The organism is Bacteroides muris (ex Afrizal et al. 2022), from assembly GCF_004793475.1.
Taxonomy (GTDB): domain Bacteria; phylum Bacteroidota; class Bacteroidia; order Bacteroidales; family Bacteroidaceae; genus Bacteroides; species Bacteroides muris.
Window position 1 is genome coordinate 54353 of sequence record NZ_SRYZ01000019.1, and the last position, 16161, is coordinate 70513.

The following is a 16161-nucleotide window of genomic DNA, read 5'->3' on the forward strand; positions in this document are numbered from 1 at the left end:
CTTTTTATCAGATTCCTAATTTAAGTGTAAGCGTAAACTGACGTGGTAAGGGAGTTGCCACACCGCCGGTATTGAAGAATTCCGGATCTTGGCCGTTGAGTTTTTTATCGGCATAAATCAAGAAAAGATTGGCGGCTTGAAGTTTCAATGACAAATTGCTAATCCTCAATGCATTGGCTACGCTTTTCGGGAAATCGTATGCTACGGAGATTTCTTTCATGCGGATGAAGTCGCCTTTCGCGATTCGTTCGGTTGAGTAGTTATAGGCATTATAAGCATAACTCAAGTTCGAATCGTTTTTGTTTTGTCGTTTGCTGGCAATGACAGGTACTGTGGTGTACTTTTCGTCACCAGGAATCGTCCAACGGTTTTTGAACTCTTTCGGTGTGGAAGTAAGGTCGGTATAGGTGTTCTTGAATACCGGGTCCAGACGAACTACATTTCCAAACGAATAGGTAATGAATACATTTAGCGAGACTCCTTTCCACTTGAAGAAGTTACCGAAACTGCCCACATCCGTCGGGTCGGCACAACCGGAGTATTCAAGGAAAGAAAGCTTGTCCGGAGTACTTGTCTGAAAGTAAATTCCTGTGGTGGTGACGTTTCCGTCTTGGTCGAGGAATGTGGGCAAGCCTTGCTCGTTCAGTCCGCGGAACGGGATGGAGAAGATACTACGTACCGGATATCCTTCCATGGCAAACCCCGTTCCCGATACCAAGTCAATTACACGCTTGTTGGTTTCCAATTCGGTTACTTCGTTATGTACATGAGAATAAATGATATTGGTGCTCCAAGTGAAATCCTTTGTCTTGATGTTGGTAGTAGATAAAGTCAACTCAATACCGCTTGACTTCATGGAAGCGATATTTCCGAATTTCTGTACCTCTCCACCGATTCCTTGTGTGGTGGCAAGTCCTATCAGGTCAAAGTTGTTACGCTTATACCAGTCTCCTTCCAAGTTGATGCGGTTGTCAAGAAATCCCAAGCTGAGTCCTAAGTTGAACTCATGTTTTTTCTCGTAAGTAAGGTCGTTGTTGGCCAATTGTGAAATATAAAGTTCGCTCTCCTTGACACTGGTGAACGGACGCCAAGGATTGGCACTGGAAATCACTACGTTGGAATTTGTCACGTTGGAAGGACCACGGTCGGCGGTCAATGAGTAAGAGAGCTTCAGCGCGGCATGGCTGAGTGTTGGCATTACCGGCTTGAACCACTCTTCTTCGTGGATATTCCAGGCTCCGGATATATTCCATGTGGGCAACCAGCGTGCCGATCGGCTTTTTCCTAACTTGTTGGTGCCCTCATATCTCACGGTTCCGTTCAGTGTATATTTTCCCAGATAAGAGTAGGTGACGTTGCCGAAGAAGGCTACGCTGCGTTCATGCTTGTTGGTTAGCGTATAATAGTTGGCATTATCTTCTGCTCCTTTCTTGAATGCTTGGTAGGCATAATTGGGAATTTCTCCCATGCTGTATTGCATGCCCCAACCACGGAACCAATTGGAATGACGGTCAATCAGATTGGTTTCCATGCCGGAGTAGAAGTTGAAGATATGGTCTTCATTGAATACGTCATTGTAGCTTAGTGTGGCCCTGAAGTCTTTGCCGATCATGCTGTTGTTGGTGCGTTCGTAGATACCTCCGTCGGGCAGAATGCTGATGGGCAATGCATAGATGTTGTCAGGGTCGGTGTAAAGTAACGGATTCCTGTCGCGGATGGTAGAAGTACCCATTTCACGGTAAGCAAGTGCTTGGTTGGAAGAGTCTAAGATGTAGTGCTCCTGTGACGTGGCAGAGTATTTCACCGCTCCCAGGATGCCGACTTCCAACTGGCTGATGGGCTTGTACTTCAATTCGCCTTGTACGCGCAAGTCGAAAATGTCATAATCCATGTAATTATTATCCAACTCGTGGAAGATGTTGAACGGAGCGTAATTGCGGGTGTAAAATGTATTGGCATCCAATGCTCGGGAGGTGTTCATTGCATACGAATAGGGGTTGATGTCAAAGTCGCGTTTCACCTCGCCGCTTACGGCATCTATGTCGCTGCTCAGGGTTCCAGGGGCCTTTTGCTTACGATAACTGGCGCTACTGATAAGAGATGCTGTGATTTTCTTTGAAATATTATAATTGGAATTCAGGTTGGCTGTATAACGTTCCACTTTGCTTGCCTTGGTCCATCCGGGATCCACCATGGCACTGAGCGAGGCATAATATTGTGCCTTGTCTGTACCGGAAGAGATGCTGATGGAATGGTTGTGTTGCACGGAATTGGAAAAGAGCAAGTCGAACCAATCGGTATTGCGATATTCGGCTGCACGTAGATAAGCCGCTCTGGCTTCATCGGTATTGGCTAATCCGAACTGTCCTGTTATGGGGTCGTAAGTGCTGATAAGTTCATACATCTTCCCATAGATACCGCTGTCGGCAGAGTTGGATACCGTAGCATAATTCAGGTATCCTTTCTGCTGCAATTCTTGATAAACGGACATTTGGTCTTGTGAATTCATAATGTTGAACTGCCGGTAACTGGGCTTTAGTCTCATCGTATATTCACCGGTGTAGCTAATGTGGCTTTGTCCGCTTTTACCTTTCTTGGTCGTAACTACAATTACGCCTGCCATGGCACGTGCTCCATATATAGAAGTGGCAGAGCCGTCTTTCAAAATCTGGAAACTTTCGATGTCATCCGAGTTTAAGCCGGCAATGGCCGAAGAAATCAGCGTATTCGGGTCACCGGAAGAGAGTTCGTCGGCACTGACATCGACTACGTCGTCCATAATGACACCGTCTACCACCCATAAGGGTTTGGAACTACCATAAATGGAGGTAGCACCACGTACGCGGATTTTCGGTGCGGTACCGAAAGTTCCGGACACATTTTGTACTGAAACACCGGCTGCACGTCCTTCAAGTGAGCGACTGATGTCGGCCATACCGTCCAATTTCACATTCTCGCTGTTCAGCTTGGTGGCAGCACCTGTGAATAGTCGCTTGTCCATTTTCTGCATACCTGTTACTACTACTTCATCAAGTAGCTCGCTGTCACTTTTCAGTACAATCTTTAAAGCCTTGCCGGTAATGGCTACCTCTTGCGTTTTCATTCCGACAAACGAGATTACAAGTGTTTTGGCTGAAACCGGCACATTCGTCAACTTGAAATTGCCGTCGGCATCAGTGATAATACCTGTTTTTGTTCCTTTTACCTGCACAGACGCTCCGATAACCGGGAGTCCGTCTTCTTCTGCGGTTACAGTGCCTGTCACTTGTCTATCTTGGGCAATTGCTAAGGTTGCCCGAAAACACAAACAAACCAACAAGAAAATTAACTCTTTTTTCATAAGTAACAGTTTTTAAGATTAAATAAAATTATGTGTTTTTATGCAATGATTTGTTGTCTGTGTGCAAATATATTAATTTTATTGTGAGAAGCAAATAAAAAAAGGAAAAACATGCTTTATTGAAAAGAAAACTTATATATTTATACCTAAGCGGTGCTTTGTGGTTTATAAAGCAAGCGGGTTATCGAATCTTTTTAAGCTATTTTTTAGTTTTATGGAAATTATATAAATGAATTGTTGCGAAAATAATCGGTTGATGAAATTAATTCATTGTCACATTACGAATATTGGGATTGTCTTTATATTGCGACAGATAGAATCTTTGTGGACTGTCACTTTGTAAATCCTTAATCTTTATAGGTGGAGTTTGATTATTAACACTTTCCCAATAAATCTGCCGGAAATATAATATTTATTAATCTATAGAACAAAAGAAGAAAACTCAAATGCTGTTTTGAGTTTTCTTTCTATATTTGCCCCGTTTTTATTCCGATAATGAATAAGAAGCTGAAGAAGGCCGGTATTAAGAATAAGTAGGGACAGCTTCCGGAAAAGCATTAATTCAAGGAATTTTAAAGAAAGGAAGAAATGGGCGAACACATCAAACATGCCACTTCGCGGTCTGAATTGAGAGAGCGAATCATTAGCGTTGCCGCAGAATTATTTTCCGCATCGGGAATCAAGTGCGTTACGATGGATGAAATAGCCGCTTCTTTGGGAATCTCCAAACGTACGTTGTACGAAGTGTTTTCCGACAAGGAAACTCTGTTGGAAGCATGTATTCTGAGAGAGCAGCGGGAGACGGATGCATTTGTCGTCGAAATCATCAAGAAATCAGAAAATGTGCTGGAAGTGTTGCTGAAACTCTATCTGCGCGGCATTGAGAAATTCCATGCTACAAACAAAAGCTTCTTTGAAGACATCAAGAAGTATCCCAAGGCATGCGAACTGCTGAAATGCGACAATAACCGGAATCACGAAGATGCCATCAACTTCTTCAAACAAGGTGTGTCGCAGGGCATTTTCCGCGACGATGTGAACTTTGCCATCATAGGCTTGCTGGTGCGCAAGCAGTTGGACGTGCTGATGGAAACCGACCTTTGCGACAGGTACTCTTTCCTCGAAGTGTATGAATCAATCATGTTCACCTTCTTACGAGGCATTTCTACGGAAAAAGGAGCGGCTGAGCTCGAGATATTTATCCATGACTATCGTAAAAGGCAACTCTCTGTTGAAGAAGAGAAGAAACAATAAACAAAAATAAACCAATTATTTATGAAGATGCAGAAAATTCGGGTTGGCAAAATGTTGTTGCTGGCGGCGATAATGTTGTCTGTGGGCCATGCCCTGCGGGCACAGGAAGCCAAAGAGACACTGACCCTGAACCTTGACCGGGCTTTGGAAATAGCCCTGAGCGACAATCCCATCATTAAAGTGGCTCAAGAAGAGATTGCGCTGAAGAAAGTGGCCCATAAGGAAACGTGGCAGAACTTGTTGCCCGAAGCGAGTGTTTCAGGCAGTATGAGCCATACCATCACGGCACCGCAGTTCAGTATCGGAGACCAGACTGTGAAAATGGGTAAAGACAAGGCGAATACAGTCACCGGAGCGTTGAACATCAGTCTGCCTCTGTTTGCCCCGACGGTATATCGCGCCATGTCGATGACCAAGACGGACATTGAGCTGGCGGTGGAGAAGTCGCGGGCTTCCAAGCAAGATCTGGTAAATCAGGTGACCAAAGCCTACTATCAGCTGATGCTGGCGCAAGACTCGTATGAGGTGTTGCAAAATAGTTATAAACTGGCGGAAGACAATTTTAATATCGTCAACGCCAAATATCAGCAAGGTGCTGTCAGTGAGTTTGACAAAATTACTGCTGAGGTGCAGATGCGCAGCGTGAAACCGAGTCTTGTTTCTGCAGGCAATGCCGTGACGCTTTCCAAATTGCAACTGAAGGTGCTGATGGGTATTACCGCTGATGTGGATATTGATATTGACGATAGTCTGGCTGCTTATGAAGGCGTGGTGTTTGCCAATCAGCTGGACAACACGGTTCATGAGGGTTTGGCAAACAACTCTACCATGAAGCAGCTGGAACTGAACCGCCTGATGCTTCAGAAGAACATCAAATCGCTGCGTGCCAACTTCATGCCGACCTTAGGCTTGGGATATTCTTATCAATACCAGTCTATGAATAATGACACCTGGAATCTCTTCAACTATAATTATGGAAGCAGTTCCTCACTGGTATTCAATCTGAGCATTCCTTTATATAAGGCAAGCAACTTCACGAAGCTGAAAACGAATCGCATCCAGATGCGTCAGTTGGAGCAGAACCGCATTGATACGGAACGCAAGCTGAATATGCAGATAACGAGCTATCAAGACAATATGGCAGCCAGTTCGGAGCAGGTGTCCAGCAACAAGGAGAATGTGATGCAGGCCGAAAAGGCGGTTCAGATTGCCAGCAAGCGTTACGAGGTGGGCAAGGGAACCGTGCTCGAGCTGAATTCCTCGCAGGTACAGCTCACCGAGGCGGAACTCACTTACAACCAGTCCATATACGATTATCTGGTAGCGAAGGCCGATCTTGACCAGGTGTTGGGTAGAGACTATATCATTAAAAATCAGAAATAAAATAAGAACGACGATATGAAAAAAAGTTTTCAATTAGTTGCCCTGCTGTCTGTAGTCATGCTGGGCGCATGTAGCGGAGGCGGCGAAAAAGTTGCAGCAGAGAAAGTGGACGAGAAACCGAAAGTGAAACTGGCGGGTGTGACCTCCCGTCCGGTAGACCAGATTCAGGAATATACGGCTACCGTAGAGGCTGAAGTGAAGAATAACATCGCTCCCTCTTCACCGGTGCGCATAGACCGCATTTTTGTCGAAGTAGGCGACCGTGTGGCAAAGGGACAAAAGCTTGTCAGCATGGATGCCGCCAGTCTGAAGCAGGTTAAATTCCAGTTGGACAACCAGCGGATTGAGTTCAGCCGTGTGGACGAGCTTTACAAGGTGGGCGGAGCCTCCAAGTCGGAATGGGATGCCGCCAAGATGAACCTCGATATACGCGAAACCTCTTACAAGAACTTGTTGGAGAACACCGCCTTGCTAAGCCCCATTAACGGTGTGGTGACAGCGCGCAATTATGACAACGGTGACATGTACGGTGGTGGCGAACCTGTCCTTGTGGTAGAGCAGATTACTCCCGTGAAGTTGCTTATCAACGTTTCCGAAGGTTACTTTACGAAGGTTGCGAAAGGAGCTTCTGTCACGGTAAAAATAGATGTCTATGGTGATGAAGAGTTTGAAGGCAAGGTAAGTCTGGTGTATCCGACGATTGATTCCGCCACACGTACGTTCCCCGTAGAGGTGCAGCTTGCCAATCGTGACCGGCGCGTGCGTCCGGGTATGTTTGCCCGTGCTACGCTCAACTTCGGTACGCAAGACCATGTTGTGGTGCCCGACCTTGCCATTGTGAAGCGTGCCGGTTCTGGCGACCGCTATGTATATGTCTACAAGGATGGTAAGGTATCTTATAATAAAGTGGAACTGGGTCGTCGCATGGATACTGAATACGAGTTGATTTCCGGTGTGGACAACAACTCTCAGGTAGTCATTGCCGGACAGTCCAAACTTGCCGACGGAGTGGAAGTAGAAGTAGAAAAATAATCAAGAACGGATGATGCGGCATTGTCCTTATTGCCATTATCAGTGGCCTGCCAATTCTTGACTATCAGTTATCAACTATCAATTATCAAATAGAAAAAATGAGTTTATACGAAGGAGCGGTTAAGAAACCGATTATGACCTCGCTCTGCTTCCTGGCAGTGGCGATATTTGGTCTGTTCTCTTTGTCGAAGTTACCGGTAGACCTCTATCCGGATATCGAGACCAATACCATTATGGTAATGACCTCGTATGCGGGCGCCAGTGCGTCGGACATTGAGAACAACGTGACCCGTCCGTTGGAGAATACGCTGAATTCTGTCAGCAATCTGAAACATATCACTTCGCGTTCGTCGGAGAATATCTCTGTGATTACGCTGGAGTTTGAGTATGGCTACGACATTGATGTACTGACGAACGATGTGCGCGACAAGCTGGACATGGTCAGCTCCATGCTGCCCGATGAGGTGGAAACGCCCATCATCTTCAAGTTCAGTACGGACATGATTCCCATCCTCCTGCTCTCCGTGCAGGCGGAAGAGAGCCAGCCGGCACTTTACAAGATACTGGATGACAACGTTGCCAATCCTTTGGCGCGTGTGCCGGGTGTGGGTACGGTATCCATCTCGGGTGCGCCCAAGCGCGAAATCAATGTTTATTGCGACCCCAATAAACTGGATGCCTACGACCTCTCGGTAGAAACCATCAGCTCCGTCATCAGTGGTGAGAACCGCAACACACCGGGCGGTACGTTCGATGTGGGTAGCAACACCTATTCGCTACGTGTGGAAGGTGAGTTCAAAGACCCGAAAGAGATGGAGAACATCGTAGTGGGTACCCACAACGGGGCTTCCGTTTATCTGCGCGATGTGGCAAGGGTGGTGGACTCTGTGGAAGAACGTGCGCAGAAGACCTACAGCAACGGTGTGCAGGGTGCCATGATTGTGGTGCAGAAGCAGTCGGGTGCCAACTCTGTAGCCATCTCGCAGAAGGTAATCGACATGCTGCCGCAGTTGCAGAAGTCTTTACCGAGCGACGTGAAGCTGGGCATCATCGTCAATACGTCGGACAACATCCTGAATACGATTTCCAGTTTGGAGGAAACCATCATTTACGCCATGCTGTTCGTTATCCTGGTGGTGTTCGTCTTTCTGGGCCGTTGGCGTGCCACGGTCATCATCTGCATCACCATTCCGATGTCTTTGGTGGCCTCGTTCATCTACTTGGGCATCATCGACGGCGGTTCGCTCAATATCATTTCGCTTTCGTGTCTTTCCATTGCCATTGGTAATGTGGTGGACGACGCCATTGTAGTGCTCGAAAACGTCACCACCCACATCGAGCGCGGCTCCGAGCCGAAGCAGGCGGCGGTGCATGCCACGAACGAGGTGGCCATTTCGGTTATTGCCTCTACGCTGACGATGATTGCCGTATTCTTCCCGCTGACGATGGTAAGCGGTATGTCGGGCGTGTTGTTCCGCCAGTTGGGCTGGATGATGTGCGTCATTATGACCGTTTCCACCATATCGGCTTTGTCATTCACTCCGATGATGTGTTCGCAGCTCCTGCGTTTGCAGAAGAAGCAAAGCAAGTGGTTCATCGCTTTCTATAAACCCATCCAGTTTGCGTTGGATGCCCTCGATGTATGGTATCAGAATCGTTTGAACTGGGCTGTGCGCCATCGTAAGACCATTGTGGTGGCCTGTGCCGGCTTGTTTGCCCTCAGTCTGATGTGCGCCAAGTACATTGGTTCCGAGTTCTTCCCGGCGGCAGACAACGCGCGTATTGCCGTGAAGCTGCAGCTGCCTATCGGGGCCCGCGTGGAGCGTGCGCAGGCATTGGCTTCGGAACTGACCGATTTGTGGATGAAGCGCTATGAAGGCGTGCTGAAAGTGTGCAACTACACCGTAGGCCAGGCCGACTCGGACAATACCTTTGCTTCGATGCAGGACAACGGCAGCCACATTATCAGTTTCAATATCAGCTTGGTGAGCGTGGGCAACCGTGATGTCACGCTGGAGGCCGTGTGCGATGAAATGCGCCAAGACCTCAAAGGCTATCCCGAACTGGACAAGGCACAAGTCATCATGGGCGGAAGCACGGGCGGCATGAGTGCCCAGGCAAGTGCCGATTTCGAGGTTTATGGATATGACTTCACGGCTACAGACCGCGTGTCGGCCGAACTGAAGGAGAAACTTCTCAACGTGAAGGGTGTGAGCGAGGTGAACATCAGCCGTCAGGACTACCAGCCCGAATACCAGGTGGACTTCGACCGCGAGAAGCTTGCCCTGCACGGGCTGAATCTCTCTACGGCATCGGGTTACCTGCGCAACCGCGTGAACGGTGCCTTGGCTTCCTACTACCGCGAGGACGGTGACGAGTACGACATCCGTGTGCGCTACGCTCCCGAATTCCGTACTAAGATCGAGGACCTGGAGAACATCCTTATCTATACCCCTGCCGGAAAGGCTGTCCGTGTAAAAGACCTGGGCAAAGTGGTGGAACGTTCCGCACCTCCTACCATCGAGCGTAAGGACCGCGAGCGCATTGTTACCGTATCGGCCATCATCTCCGGTGCTCCGTTGGGCGACGTGGTGGCGGAAGGGAATGCCATTATCGACAAGATGGACCTTCCGAGTGGCGTTTCCATCCAGATTTCCGGTTCGTACGAAGACCAGCAGGAGTCGTTCATGGACTTGGGTACGCTGGCGGTGCTCATCGTCATTCTGGTGTTCATCGTGATGGCGGCGCAGTTCGAGTCGCTGACCTATCCGTTCATCATCATGTTCTCCATTCCGTTCGCTTTCAGCGGTGTGCTCATGGCGCTCTTCTTTACGGGCACCAACCTGAATGTGATGAGCCTGTTGGGAGGCATCATGCTGATTGGTATCGTGGTGAAGAACGGTATCGTGCTGATAGACTATATCACGCTCTGTCGCGAGCGCGGCATGGCTGTGCTCCACTCGGTGGTTACGGCAGGCCGCAGCCGTCTGCGTCCGGTATTGATGACGACGCTCACTACCGTTCTCGGTATGGTGCCGATGGCCGTGGGCCAGGGTGAAGGTGCCGAGATGTGGCGTCCGCTAGGTGTGGCGGTTATCGGTGGTCTGACGGTATCTACCGTCCTGACATTGATTCTTGTGCCCGTGCTCTACTGCTCGTTTGCCGGTACCGGAATCAAGCGTGCACGCCGCAAGATAAAGAAAGACCGTGAGTTGAACGAGTATTACCTCACGCATAAGGAGAAGATGACGAAACCCCGCAAACAATAATCCTGTCTTCGCGTCCTTCCTTCCCCGGTGCGGGAGGGCGGGCGCGGAGATGCTTTTTATAACTTATAGAAGAAACAAACAATGAAATCCGTATTTATCACATTCGACCAAGCTTTCTACGAGCGCATCATGGCACTGCTCGACCGCCAGAACTGCCGCGGCTTCAGCTATTGGCAGCAGGTGCAGGGACGTGGCAGCAAGACCGGCGAGCCGCACTACGGCAGCCATGCCTGGCCCAGCATGTGCTCTGCCATCATCACAATGGTGGACGATGCCAAGGTAGACCCTCTGCTCGAAGCACTTCATAAGATGGACCGGGAAACGGAACAGCTGGGGCTTCGAGCCTTTGTATGGAACGTGGAGAAGACTATCTGACAAGAGAGTACATCATATCCGAATACTGAACTACCCCTGCCGCAACGATGTGTGTGGCAGGGGTAGTTGCATTCTCAGGCCTCAGACACTTGTTGTGAGAAGCTCTCTCTATACTTGTCGGATTGTCTCTCTCACATACCAAGTCTGTTTCGGCCTAAGGAGAAAGTTTATCTTAACTGTGAAGATGTACATCTTCACAGTTAAGATATATATATTCAGCCTTAAGATATACATCTTGACTGTGAAGATAAACTTTTTCTTTAGGATGAAGCAAACTGTTGACCGGACTGTGTATACTTCGTTATCATATCTGTACCACTCTCTCATAGGAGTGTGACCGGGAGAGGACAAGAGACCCAAGAACCTCATGGCACGGCTTTTCATTTCAAAGAGTTATCGCCCTTCGGGCTAAGTAGTTCGTTAAGAGCCGATCGCTCTGCTGATGTATAGCTGTGCTATCGGCTTTTAACTCCCGATAAACCCCTCCGACTCCCGTAAATGAAAAAGCCGTGGCTTATGATTATTTTTATAATTGGAATATAGCAATCCCCCGTATGAATTCTCTATCTTTGCGGGCACGTAAAAGATAAGTGCATGGAGCATGGAGAAAAGTGTATTGCGACATACGGGATTGTTTGTGTTCATTGTGACGGGCTTATTGCTGTTGATGAACGGGTTGCCGGGATTGACGTGGCGTGGTCGTGTGCTGCGGCGCGTAGACATACTGGGGGATGTGCGTCCTCCTGTCGAAGCGCTGCACGATGCAGACAGTCTGCTTCCTCCTCCGCCTGAGGTGAAACCCGCGTTCGTGGATACCTGCCGTACGGGCATGACTTGTATCGAGGACTACAGCGACTCTACCCTGCGGGGCATGACTGCATTCTACCGCGCCTTGGACGACCTTGCCAAGCGTCCCCGCCATGTGCGTATAGCCTACTTCGGCGACTCATTCATCGAAGCCGACATCCTGACGGCCGACCTGCGGGAAAAGCTGCAACAGAAATACGGTGGTTGCGGTGTGGGCTTCGTCACCATCACCTCCATGACCAGCGGATACCGTCCCACAGTGCGCCACTCCTTCAGCGGGTGGAGCAGCCATTCCATCATGGATTCTGTCTTTTTCGACCGTAGCAAGCAGGGCGTTTCGGGTCATTACTTCGTACCCCGTGCCGGTGCCTACGTGGAACTGCGCGGGCAGACTGCTTATGCCTCAAGGCTCGACACCTGCCGACGTGCCAGCATCTTCTTCTATAACCGGGGCGAAACAACCCTCTCCGTGCAGGTGAACCGGGGCGAGGTTGTCACGCGTTCCTTCCATCCGGTGGGCGATTTGCAGGAAATGGAGGTCGACGGTAACATCGGTTCCGTCCGATGGCAAGTGGAAAAGGCCGATTCCACACTGTTCTACGGGCTTGCCCTGGACGATACGGCAGGCATATCGCTGGACAATTTCTCGTTGCGCGGCAGCTCCGGACTGACTTTGCGTTCCGTGCCCGTGTGGATGATGTGCGAGTTCAACCGGCAGCGTCCCTACGACCTGATAATTCTGCAATATGGCCTGAACGTGGCTACCAAACGGGGGAGTAATTACGACCGCTACATCGCAGGCATGCAGACCACGCTGCAGCATTTGAAAGAGGCTTTCCCGCAAGCAGGCATACTGGTGGTCAGTGTGGGAGACCGCGACTATAAGACCGAGGACGGTAGCCTGCGCACCATGCCGGGCATCAAGAATCTGGTGCGCTATCAGCAGAATCTGGCTGCGGATGAGGCTGTGGCTTTCTGGAATATGTTCGAAGCAATGGGAGGAGAAGGAAGTATGGCAGAGATGGTACATGCCAAGCCTTCGATGGCCAATTACGATTATACGCACATCAACTTCCGCGGAGGAAAGCACTTGGCCGGACTGCTGTATGAAGCACTGGTTTACGGTAAAGAACAGTATGACAGGAGGAGGGCTTATGAAGAAGAGTAGGATATGGCGCTTTTGCCTCTTGTTTCTGTTCTTGGGGTTGACGGGAGCCCCCTTGGGAGCGCAGGACAAGGTTCCGGAAACGCTTTGTCCGCAGCTTGCGGCGGCGGATTGCGATACGCTTCTCACCTGCAGGCAACGCACGGACACGGTGCCGGTGCCGCTTGTCACCCTTCCGCCTGCCTTCCGGGAAGTGCGCGAAAATTGCCTGACGGACAGCATCGGTGTGCTCAATGCCTTTTGGGAGAAACTTCGCCTGCTGCGCCTCGGCGCCTCTGCCGATACGGTGCGCATCGTCCATGTGGGCGACAGCCATATCCGCGGGCATATCTTTCCCCGCACTGCGGGCGAACTGATGCAACGGGTTTTCGGTGCGCTGACCTCTACGGACGTGGGTATCAACGGTGCGTTCTGTGTTACCTTCACCCGCCCCGACCGCGTGGAAGAGATTGCTGCCTTGCATCCTGACCTGCTGATTCTTTCGTTCGGGACAAACGAGAGTCACAATCGGCGCTACAACGCCTTGCTGCACCGCCGCCAGATGGACGATCTCGTGCGTATGCTTCGCGACCGCATGCCCGGTGTGCCGATGCTGATGACCACGCCTCCCGGCTCGTACGAAAGTTTCCGCCAGCGCAGACGGAAGCGGACGTATAAGTTGAACCCGCGTACTGCCGTCGCTGTGCAGGAAATTCTCAGGTATGCCGATGAGAACGGGTTGGCCGTGTGGGACATGTACGGAATATTGGGCGGCATGCGCCGTGCCTGCCTCAATTGGCAGGAAGCAGGACTGATGCGCCCCGACCATGTACACTATATGCCCGAAGGATATCGCCTGCAGGGCGAGTTGCTTTTTCAAGCCTTATTAAAAGCCTATAATGATTATGTGGAATATTGACGGATTGTTTTCTACGCTTAACATAGACCCGGAGCGGTTGCGCAGTGTGTTCATATACGACCCTCAGGCACCGATGATTTTCAGTAGCGGTATCTTTCTTTGGTTGTTTGCCGCCTTCATGCTGGTCTATCTGGTGTTGCAGCATCGCGCTACGGCACGTCTGCTGTTTGTCACTCTGTTTTCCTACTACTTCTATTACAAGAGTAGCGGCACTTACTTTTTCCTGTTGGGGCTTGTCACCGTTTGCGATTTCTTTATTGCCCGGCTGATGGTCCGCGAACCGGTTCCTTTGCTGCGCAAGGCGTGGGTGGGGGTCAGCCTGAGCATCAATCTGGGCTTGCTGTGTTATTTTAAGTACACCAACTTCCTGGGCACTTTCCTTGCCTCGCTGACAGGGGGACTCTTTGAACCGCTGGACATATTCCTGCCTGTGGGCATTTCTTTCTTCACTTTCCAGTCGTTGAGTTACACGATAGATGTGTACCGTCGCCAGATAACGCCTCTGACCAGTTTGCTGGATTATGCTTTTTATGTCTCTTTCTTTCCCCAGCTGGTGGCAGGACCTATCGTGCGTGCACGCGATTTCATTCCGCAAATCCGCCGTCCGCTGTTTGTCTCCAAGGAGATGTTCGGGCGTGGAATCTTCCTCATTGTCAGTGGACTCTTCAAGAAAGCGGTCATATCAGACTATATCAGCGTCAATTTTGTAGAACGTATCTTTGATAATCCTACTCTCTATTCGGGGGTGGAGAATCTGATGGGGGTCTATGGCTATGCCTTGCAGATTTATTGCGACTTCTCCGGTTACAGTGATATGGCTATCGGCATTGCCTTGTTGCTGGGCTTCCATTTCAATATCAACTTTGATTCTCCTTATAAGTCCGCTTCCATTACGGAATTCTGGAGGCGGTGGCATATTTCGCTTTCCAGCTGGCTGCGCGATTACCTTTATATCTCTTTGGGTGGCAACCGGAAGGGGAAAATCCGCCAATATGTCAATCTCATCATTACCATGTTCCTGGGTGGCTTGTGGCATGGCGCTTCGTGGAATTTTGTCCTTTGGGGGATGATGCACGGCGTTGCGCTTGCAGCCCATAAGTTCTGGATGACGCTTACCGGGCGTAAGAAGGGGACGGAGAGCCGTGGCATCCGCCGCTTCTTCGGAGTGCTTGTCACTTTCCATTTTGTTTGTTTCTGCTGGATATTCTTCCGTAATGCGGAGTTCTCCACATCAATGGATATGCTGAAGCAGATATTCACAACTTTTCGTCCGCAGCTCTTCCCGCAGTTGGTGGCAGGCTATTGGGAAGTGTTCGCATTGATGGCATTGGGATATTTTCTGCATTTTGTGCCCGACAGTTGGGAACGTGCCTGCACAAAAACAGTAGTCCGCCTCCCCTTATTGGGAAAGGCGCTACTGATGCTTGCTGTAATCTATCTGGTCATTCAGATGAAAAGTTCGGAAATACAGCCGTTTATCTATTTCCAGTTCTGATTATTACTGCTCGGTCGCTGTGGAGTCTGCCTGCTGTCGGAAAGGTTCCCGGTAGCTGAGTCCGGTGGCAGTTAATGGCTGTTCTCTCTATCCGCAAGGAGGTAAGATAGAAACTGTCGGTGGTGTAATTGATACTTCCTACGGGTACGGTCAGTCCGCGTGTCGGGATTGCTCTCATCCAGGTGCTCTCGCCCTCTCTCAATCCGGCATTTCCTTTCTTGTGGGAATTCGGTGGCAGAGGTGGGGGCATATAAGCGGGCAATGGCAAAAAAGCACGGCTCCCTGCCGTCAAACCGGGACAAACTTTATAACTTTGCAGCATACGACATAAAAATCTATTTATTATGAACTGCAAATCCTTGTTTTTTCTGGTTGTTTTTTCCCTGGCCCTTGTATCAGGGGTGTTTGCTCAGAAGAAAGTTTCTATCCTTGGTGATTCCTATTCCACCTTTTACGGTCATGTCTCTCCTGCCGCCAATCTCTGCTGGTATGGAGTTCCCGGCGAAAAGAAGGAAAATGATGTGACGAAGGTGGAGGAGACCTGGTGGCACCGTTTCATCCATGAGCACGGCTTTCAGTTGGAACGCAACAATTCCTATTCCGGTTCTACCGTCTGTCATACCGGTTACGGGAAAGCCGATTACTCCGACCGTTCTTTTATCACCCGTATTCATAACCTCGGTGTCCCCGACATAATCTTTGTTTTTGGTGGTACCAATGACAGTTGGGCAGGTGTCCCCATTGGCACATACCAATATAATGGTTGGATGAAAGCCGATTTGTATAGCTTCCGCCCTGCCTTTTGCTATCTGCTTGCATCTCTCAAGCAGCTCTATCCTGCGGCCAGGATTTATAATATTACCAATTCTGAATTATCCGAAGAGATAACTGATTCCATGGATGAAATTTGCCGGTACTATGCCATCGAGAATATTCGTTTGCACGACATTGATAAACAATGGGGGCATCCTTCTGTACAAGGAATGCGGTCTATCAATGTCCAGGTTTGGGAGTCTGTCTCCCCGATATTGGAGCCTTCTGTTCCTTGGCCTGCCAAGAACTAAGGAGAGGCCCATTGGGAGTTATCCTTGTTCTATCCCGATTTTTGATTATCCCGATTTGTATTAGAGCCTGTTTAAATTT

The 16161-nt window shown here is 49.5% G+C and carries 11 protein-coding genes; 9 read left to right on the top strand and 2 right to left on the bottom strand.

What is annotated here, in order from left to right; genetic code table 11:
* Nucleotides 1–7: 7 nt before the first annotated feature.
* A complete protein-coding gene (locus E5355_RS10140; RefSeq protein ID WP_136010264.1) occupies nucleotides 8–3340 on the bottom strand; it encodes a SusC/RagA family TonB-linked outer membrane protein in 3333 nt (1110 codons plus the stop codon).
* A gap of 588 nt (nucleotides 3341–3928) precedes the next feature.
* Between E5355_RS10140 and E5355_RS10145 the strand changes: the two genes are divergently transcribed.
* The 8 genes from E5355_RS10145 (at nucleotide 3929) to E5355_RS10180 (ending at nucleotide 15018) form a co-directional block, all read left to right on the top strand.
* Entirely contained in the window at nucleotides 3929–4594 is a 666-nt protein-coding gene (locus tag E5355_RS10145) for a TetR/AcrR family transcriptional regulator (protein ID WP_136010265.1), read from the top strand.
* Between the two features lie 21 nt (nucleotides 4595–4615).
* On the top strand, nucleotides 4616–5977 hold the full coding sequence (locus E5355_RS10150) for a TolC family protein (RefSeq protein ID WP_136010266.1): 1362 nt from the start codon (nucleotides 4616–4618) through the stop codon (nucleotides 5975–5977).
* A 15-nt stretch (nucleotides 5978–5992) separates the two neighbouring features.
* Nucleotides 5993–7009, top strand: a complete 1017-nt coding sequence (locus E5355_RS10155; protein ID WP_136010267.1) for an efflux RND transporter periplasmic adaptor subunit — start codon at nucleotides 5993–5995, stop codon at nucleotides 7007–7009.
* A 98-nt stretch (nucleotides 7010–7107) separates the two neighbouring features.
* Complete coding sequence (locus E5355_RS10160; RefSeq protein ID WP_136010268.1) at nucleotides 7108–10278, top strand: efflux RND transporter permease subunit; 3171 nt, start codon at nucleotides 7108–7110, stop codon at nucleotides 10276–10278.
* An 81-nt stretch (nucleotides 10279–10359) separates the two neighbouring features.
* The gene (locus tag E5355_RS10165) at nucleotides 10360–10653 is read left to right on the top strand and encodes a PG0541 family transporter-associated protein (RefSeq protein WP_136010269.1); all 294 of its coding nucleotides are present in this window, start codon (nucleotides 10360–10362) and stop codon (nucleotides 10651–10653) included.
* Nucleotides 10654–11254: 601 nt separating this feature from the next.
* Nucleotides 11255–12628, top strand: a complete 1374-nt coding sequence (locus tag E5355_RS10170) for an SGNH/GDSL hydrolase family protein (protein ID WP_136010270.1) — start codon at nucleotides 11255–11257, stop codon at nucleotides 12626–12628.
* Nucleotides 12615–13523, top strand: coding sequence for an SGNH/GDSL hydrolase family protein (locus E5355_RS10175; RefSeq protein WP_246866924.1), 909 nt, complete (start codon nucleotides 12615–12617; stop codon nucleotides 13521–13523). Before E5355_RS10170 ends, E5355_RS10175 begins: the two co-directional genes overlap by 14 nt.
* Nucleotides 13510–15018 carry an MBOAT family O-acyltransferase gene (locus E5355_RS10180; protein ID WP_136010272.1) on the top strand — a complete coding sequence of 503 codons (1509 nt, stop codon included), beginning with the start codon at nucleotides 13510–13512 and terminating at the stop codon, nucleotides 15016–15018. Before E5355_RS10175 ends, E5355_RS10180 begins: the two co-directional genes overlap by 14 nt.
* Here the strand turns inward: E5355_RS10180 and E5355_RS19440 are convergent.
* Nucleotides 14999–15340, bottom strand: coding sequence for a hypothetical protein (locus tag E5355_RS19440; protein WP_168354316.1), 342 nt, complete (start codon nucleotides 15338–15340; stop codon nucleotides 14999–15001). The genes E5355_RS10180 and E5355_RS19440 overlap by 20 nt on opposite strands.
* Before the next feature lie 22 nt (nucleotides 15341–15362).
* On the opposite strand from E5355_RS19440, the gene E5355_RS10185 reads away from it, so the two are divergent.
* On the top strand, nucleotides 15363–16082 hold the full coding sequence (locus E5355_RS10185) for an SGNH/GDSL hydrolase family protein (protein WP_136010273.1): 720 nt from the start codon (nucleotides 15363–15365) through the stop codon (nucleotides 16080–16082).
* Nucleotides 16083–16161: the final 79 nt, after the last annotated feature.

Bases quoted from the DNA above. Each gene is read 5' to 3' on its own strand.
- E5355_RS10140 (WP_136010264.1), bottom strand. From the start codon at position 3,340: ATGAAAAAAGAGTTAATTTTCTTGTTGGTTTGTTTGTGTTTTCGGGCA.
- E5355_RS10145 (WP_136010265.1), top strand. From the start codon at position 3,929: ATGGGCGAACACATCAAACATGCCACTTCGCGGTCTGAATTGAGAGAG.
- E5355_RS10150 (WP_136010266.1), top strand. From the start codon at position 4,616: ATGAAGATGCAGAAAATTCGGGTTGGCAAAATGTTGTTGCTGGCGGCG.
- E5355_RS10155 (WP_136010267.1), top strand. From the start codon at position 5,993: ATGAAAAAAAGTTTTCAATTAGTTGCCCTGCTGTCTGTAGTCATGCTG.
- E5355_RS10160 (WP_136010268.1), top strand. From the start codon at position 7,108: ATGAGTTTATACGAAGGAGCGGTTAAGAAACCGATTATGACCTCGCTC.
- E5355_RS10165 (WP_136010269.1), top strand. From the start codon at position 10,360: ATGAAATCCGTATTTATCACATTCGACCAAGCTTTCTACGAGCGCATC.
- E5355_RS10170 (WP_136010270.1), top strand. From the start codon at position 11,255: ATGGAGAAAAGTGTATTGCGACATACGGGATTGTTTGTGTTCATTGTG.
- E5355_RS10175 (WP_246866924.1), top strand. From the start codon at position 12,615: ATGAAGAAGAGTAGGATATGGCGCTTTTGCCTCTTGTTTCTGTTCTTG.
- E5355_RS10180 (WP_136010272.1), top strand. From the start codon at position 13,510: ATGTGGAATATTGACGGATTGTTTTCTACGCTTAACATAGACCCGGAG.
- E5355_RS19440 (WP_168354316.1), bottom strand. From the start codon at position 15,340: ATGCTGCAAAGTTATAAAGTTTGTCCCGGTTTGACGGCAGGGAGCCGT.
- E5355_RS10185 (WP_136010273.1), top strand. From the start codon at position 15,363: ATGAACTGCAAATCCTTGTTTTTTCTGGTTGTTTTTTCCCTGGCCCTT.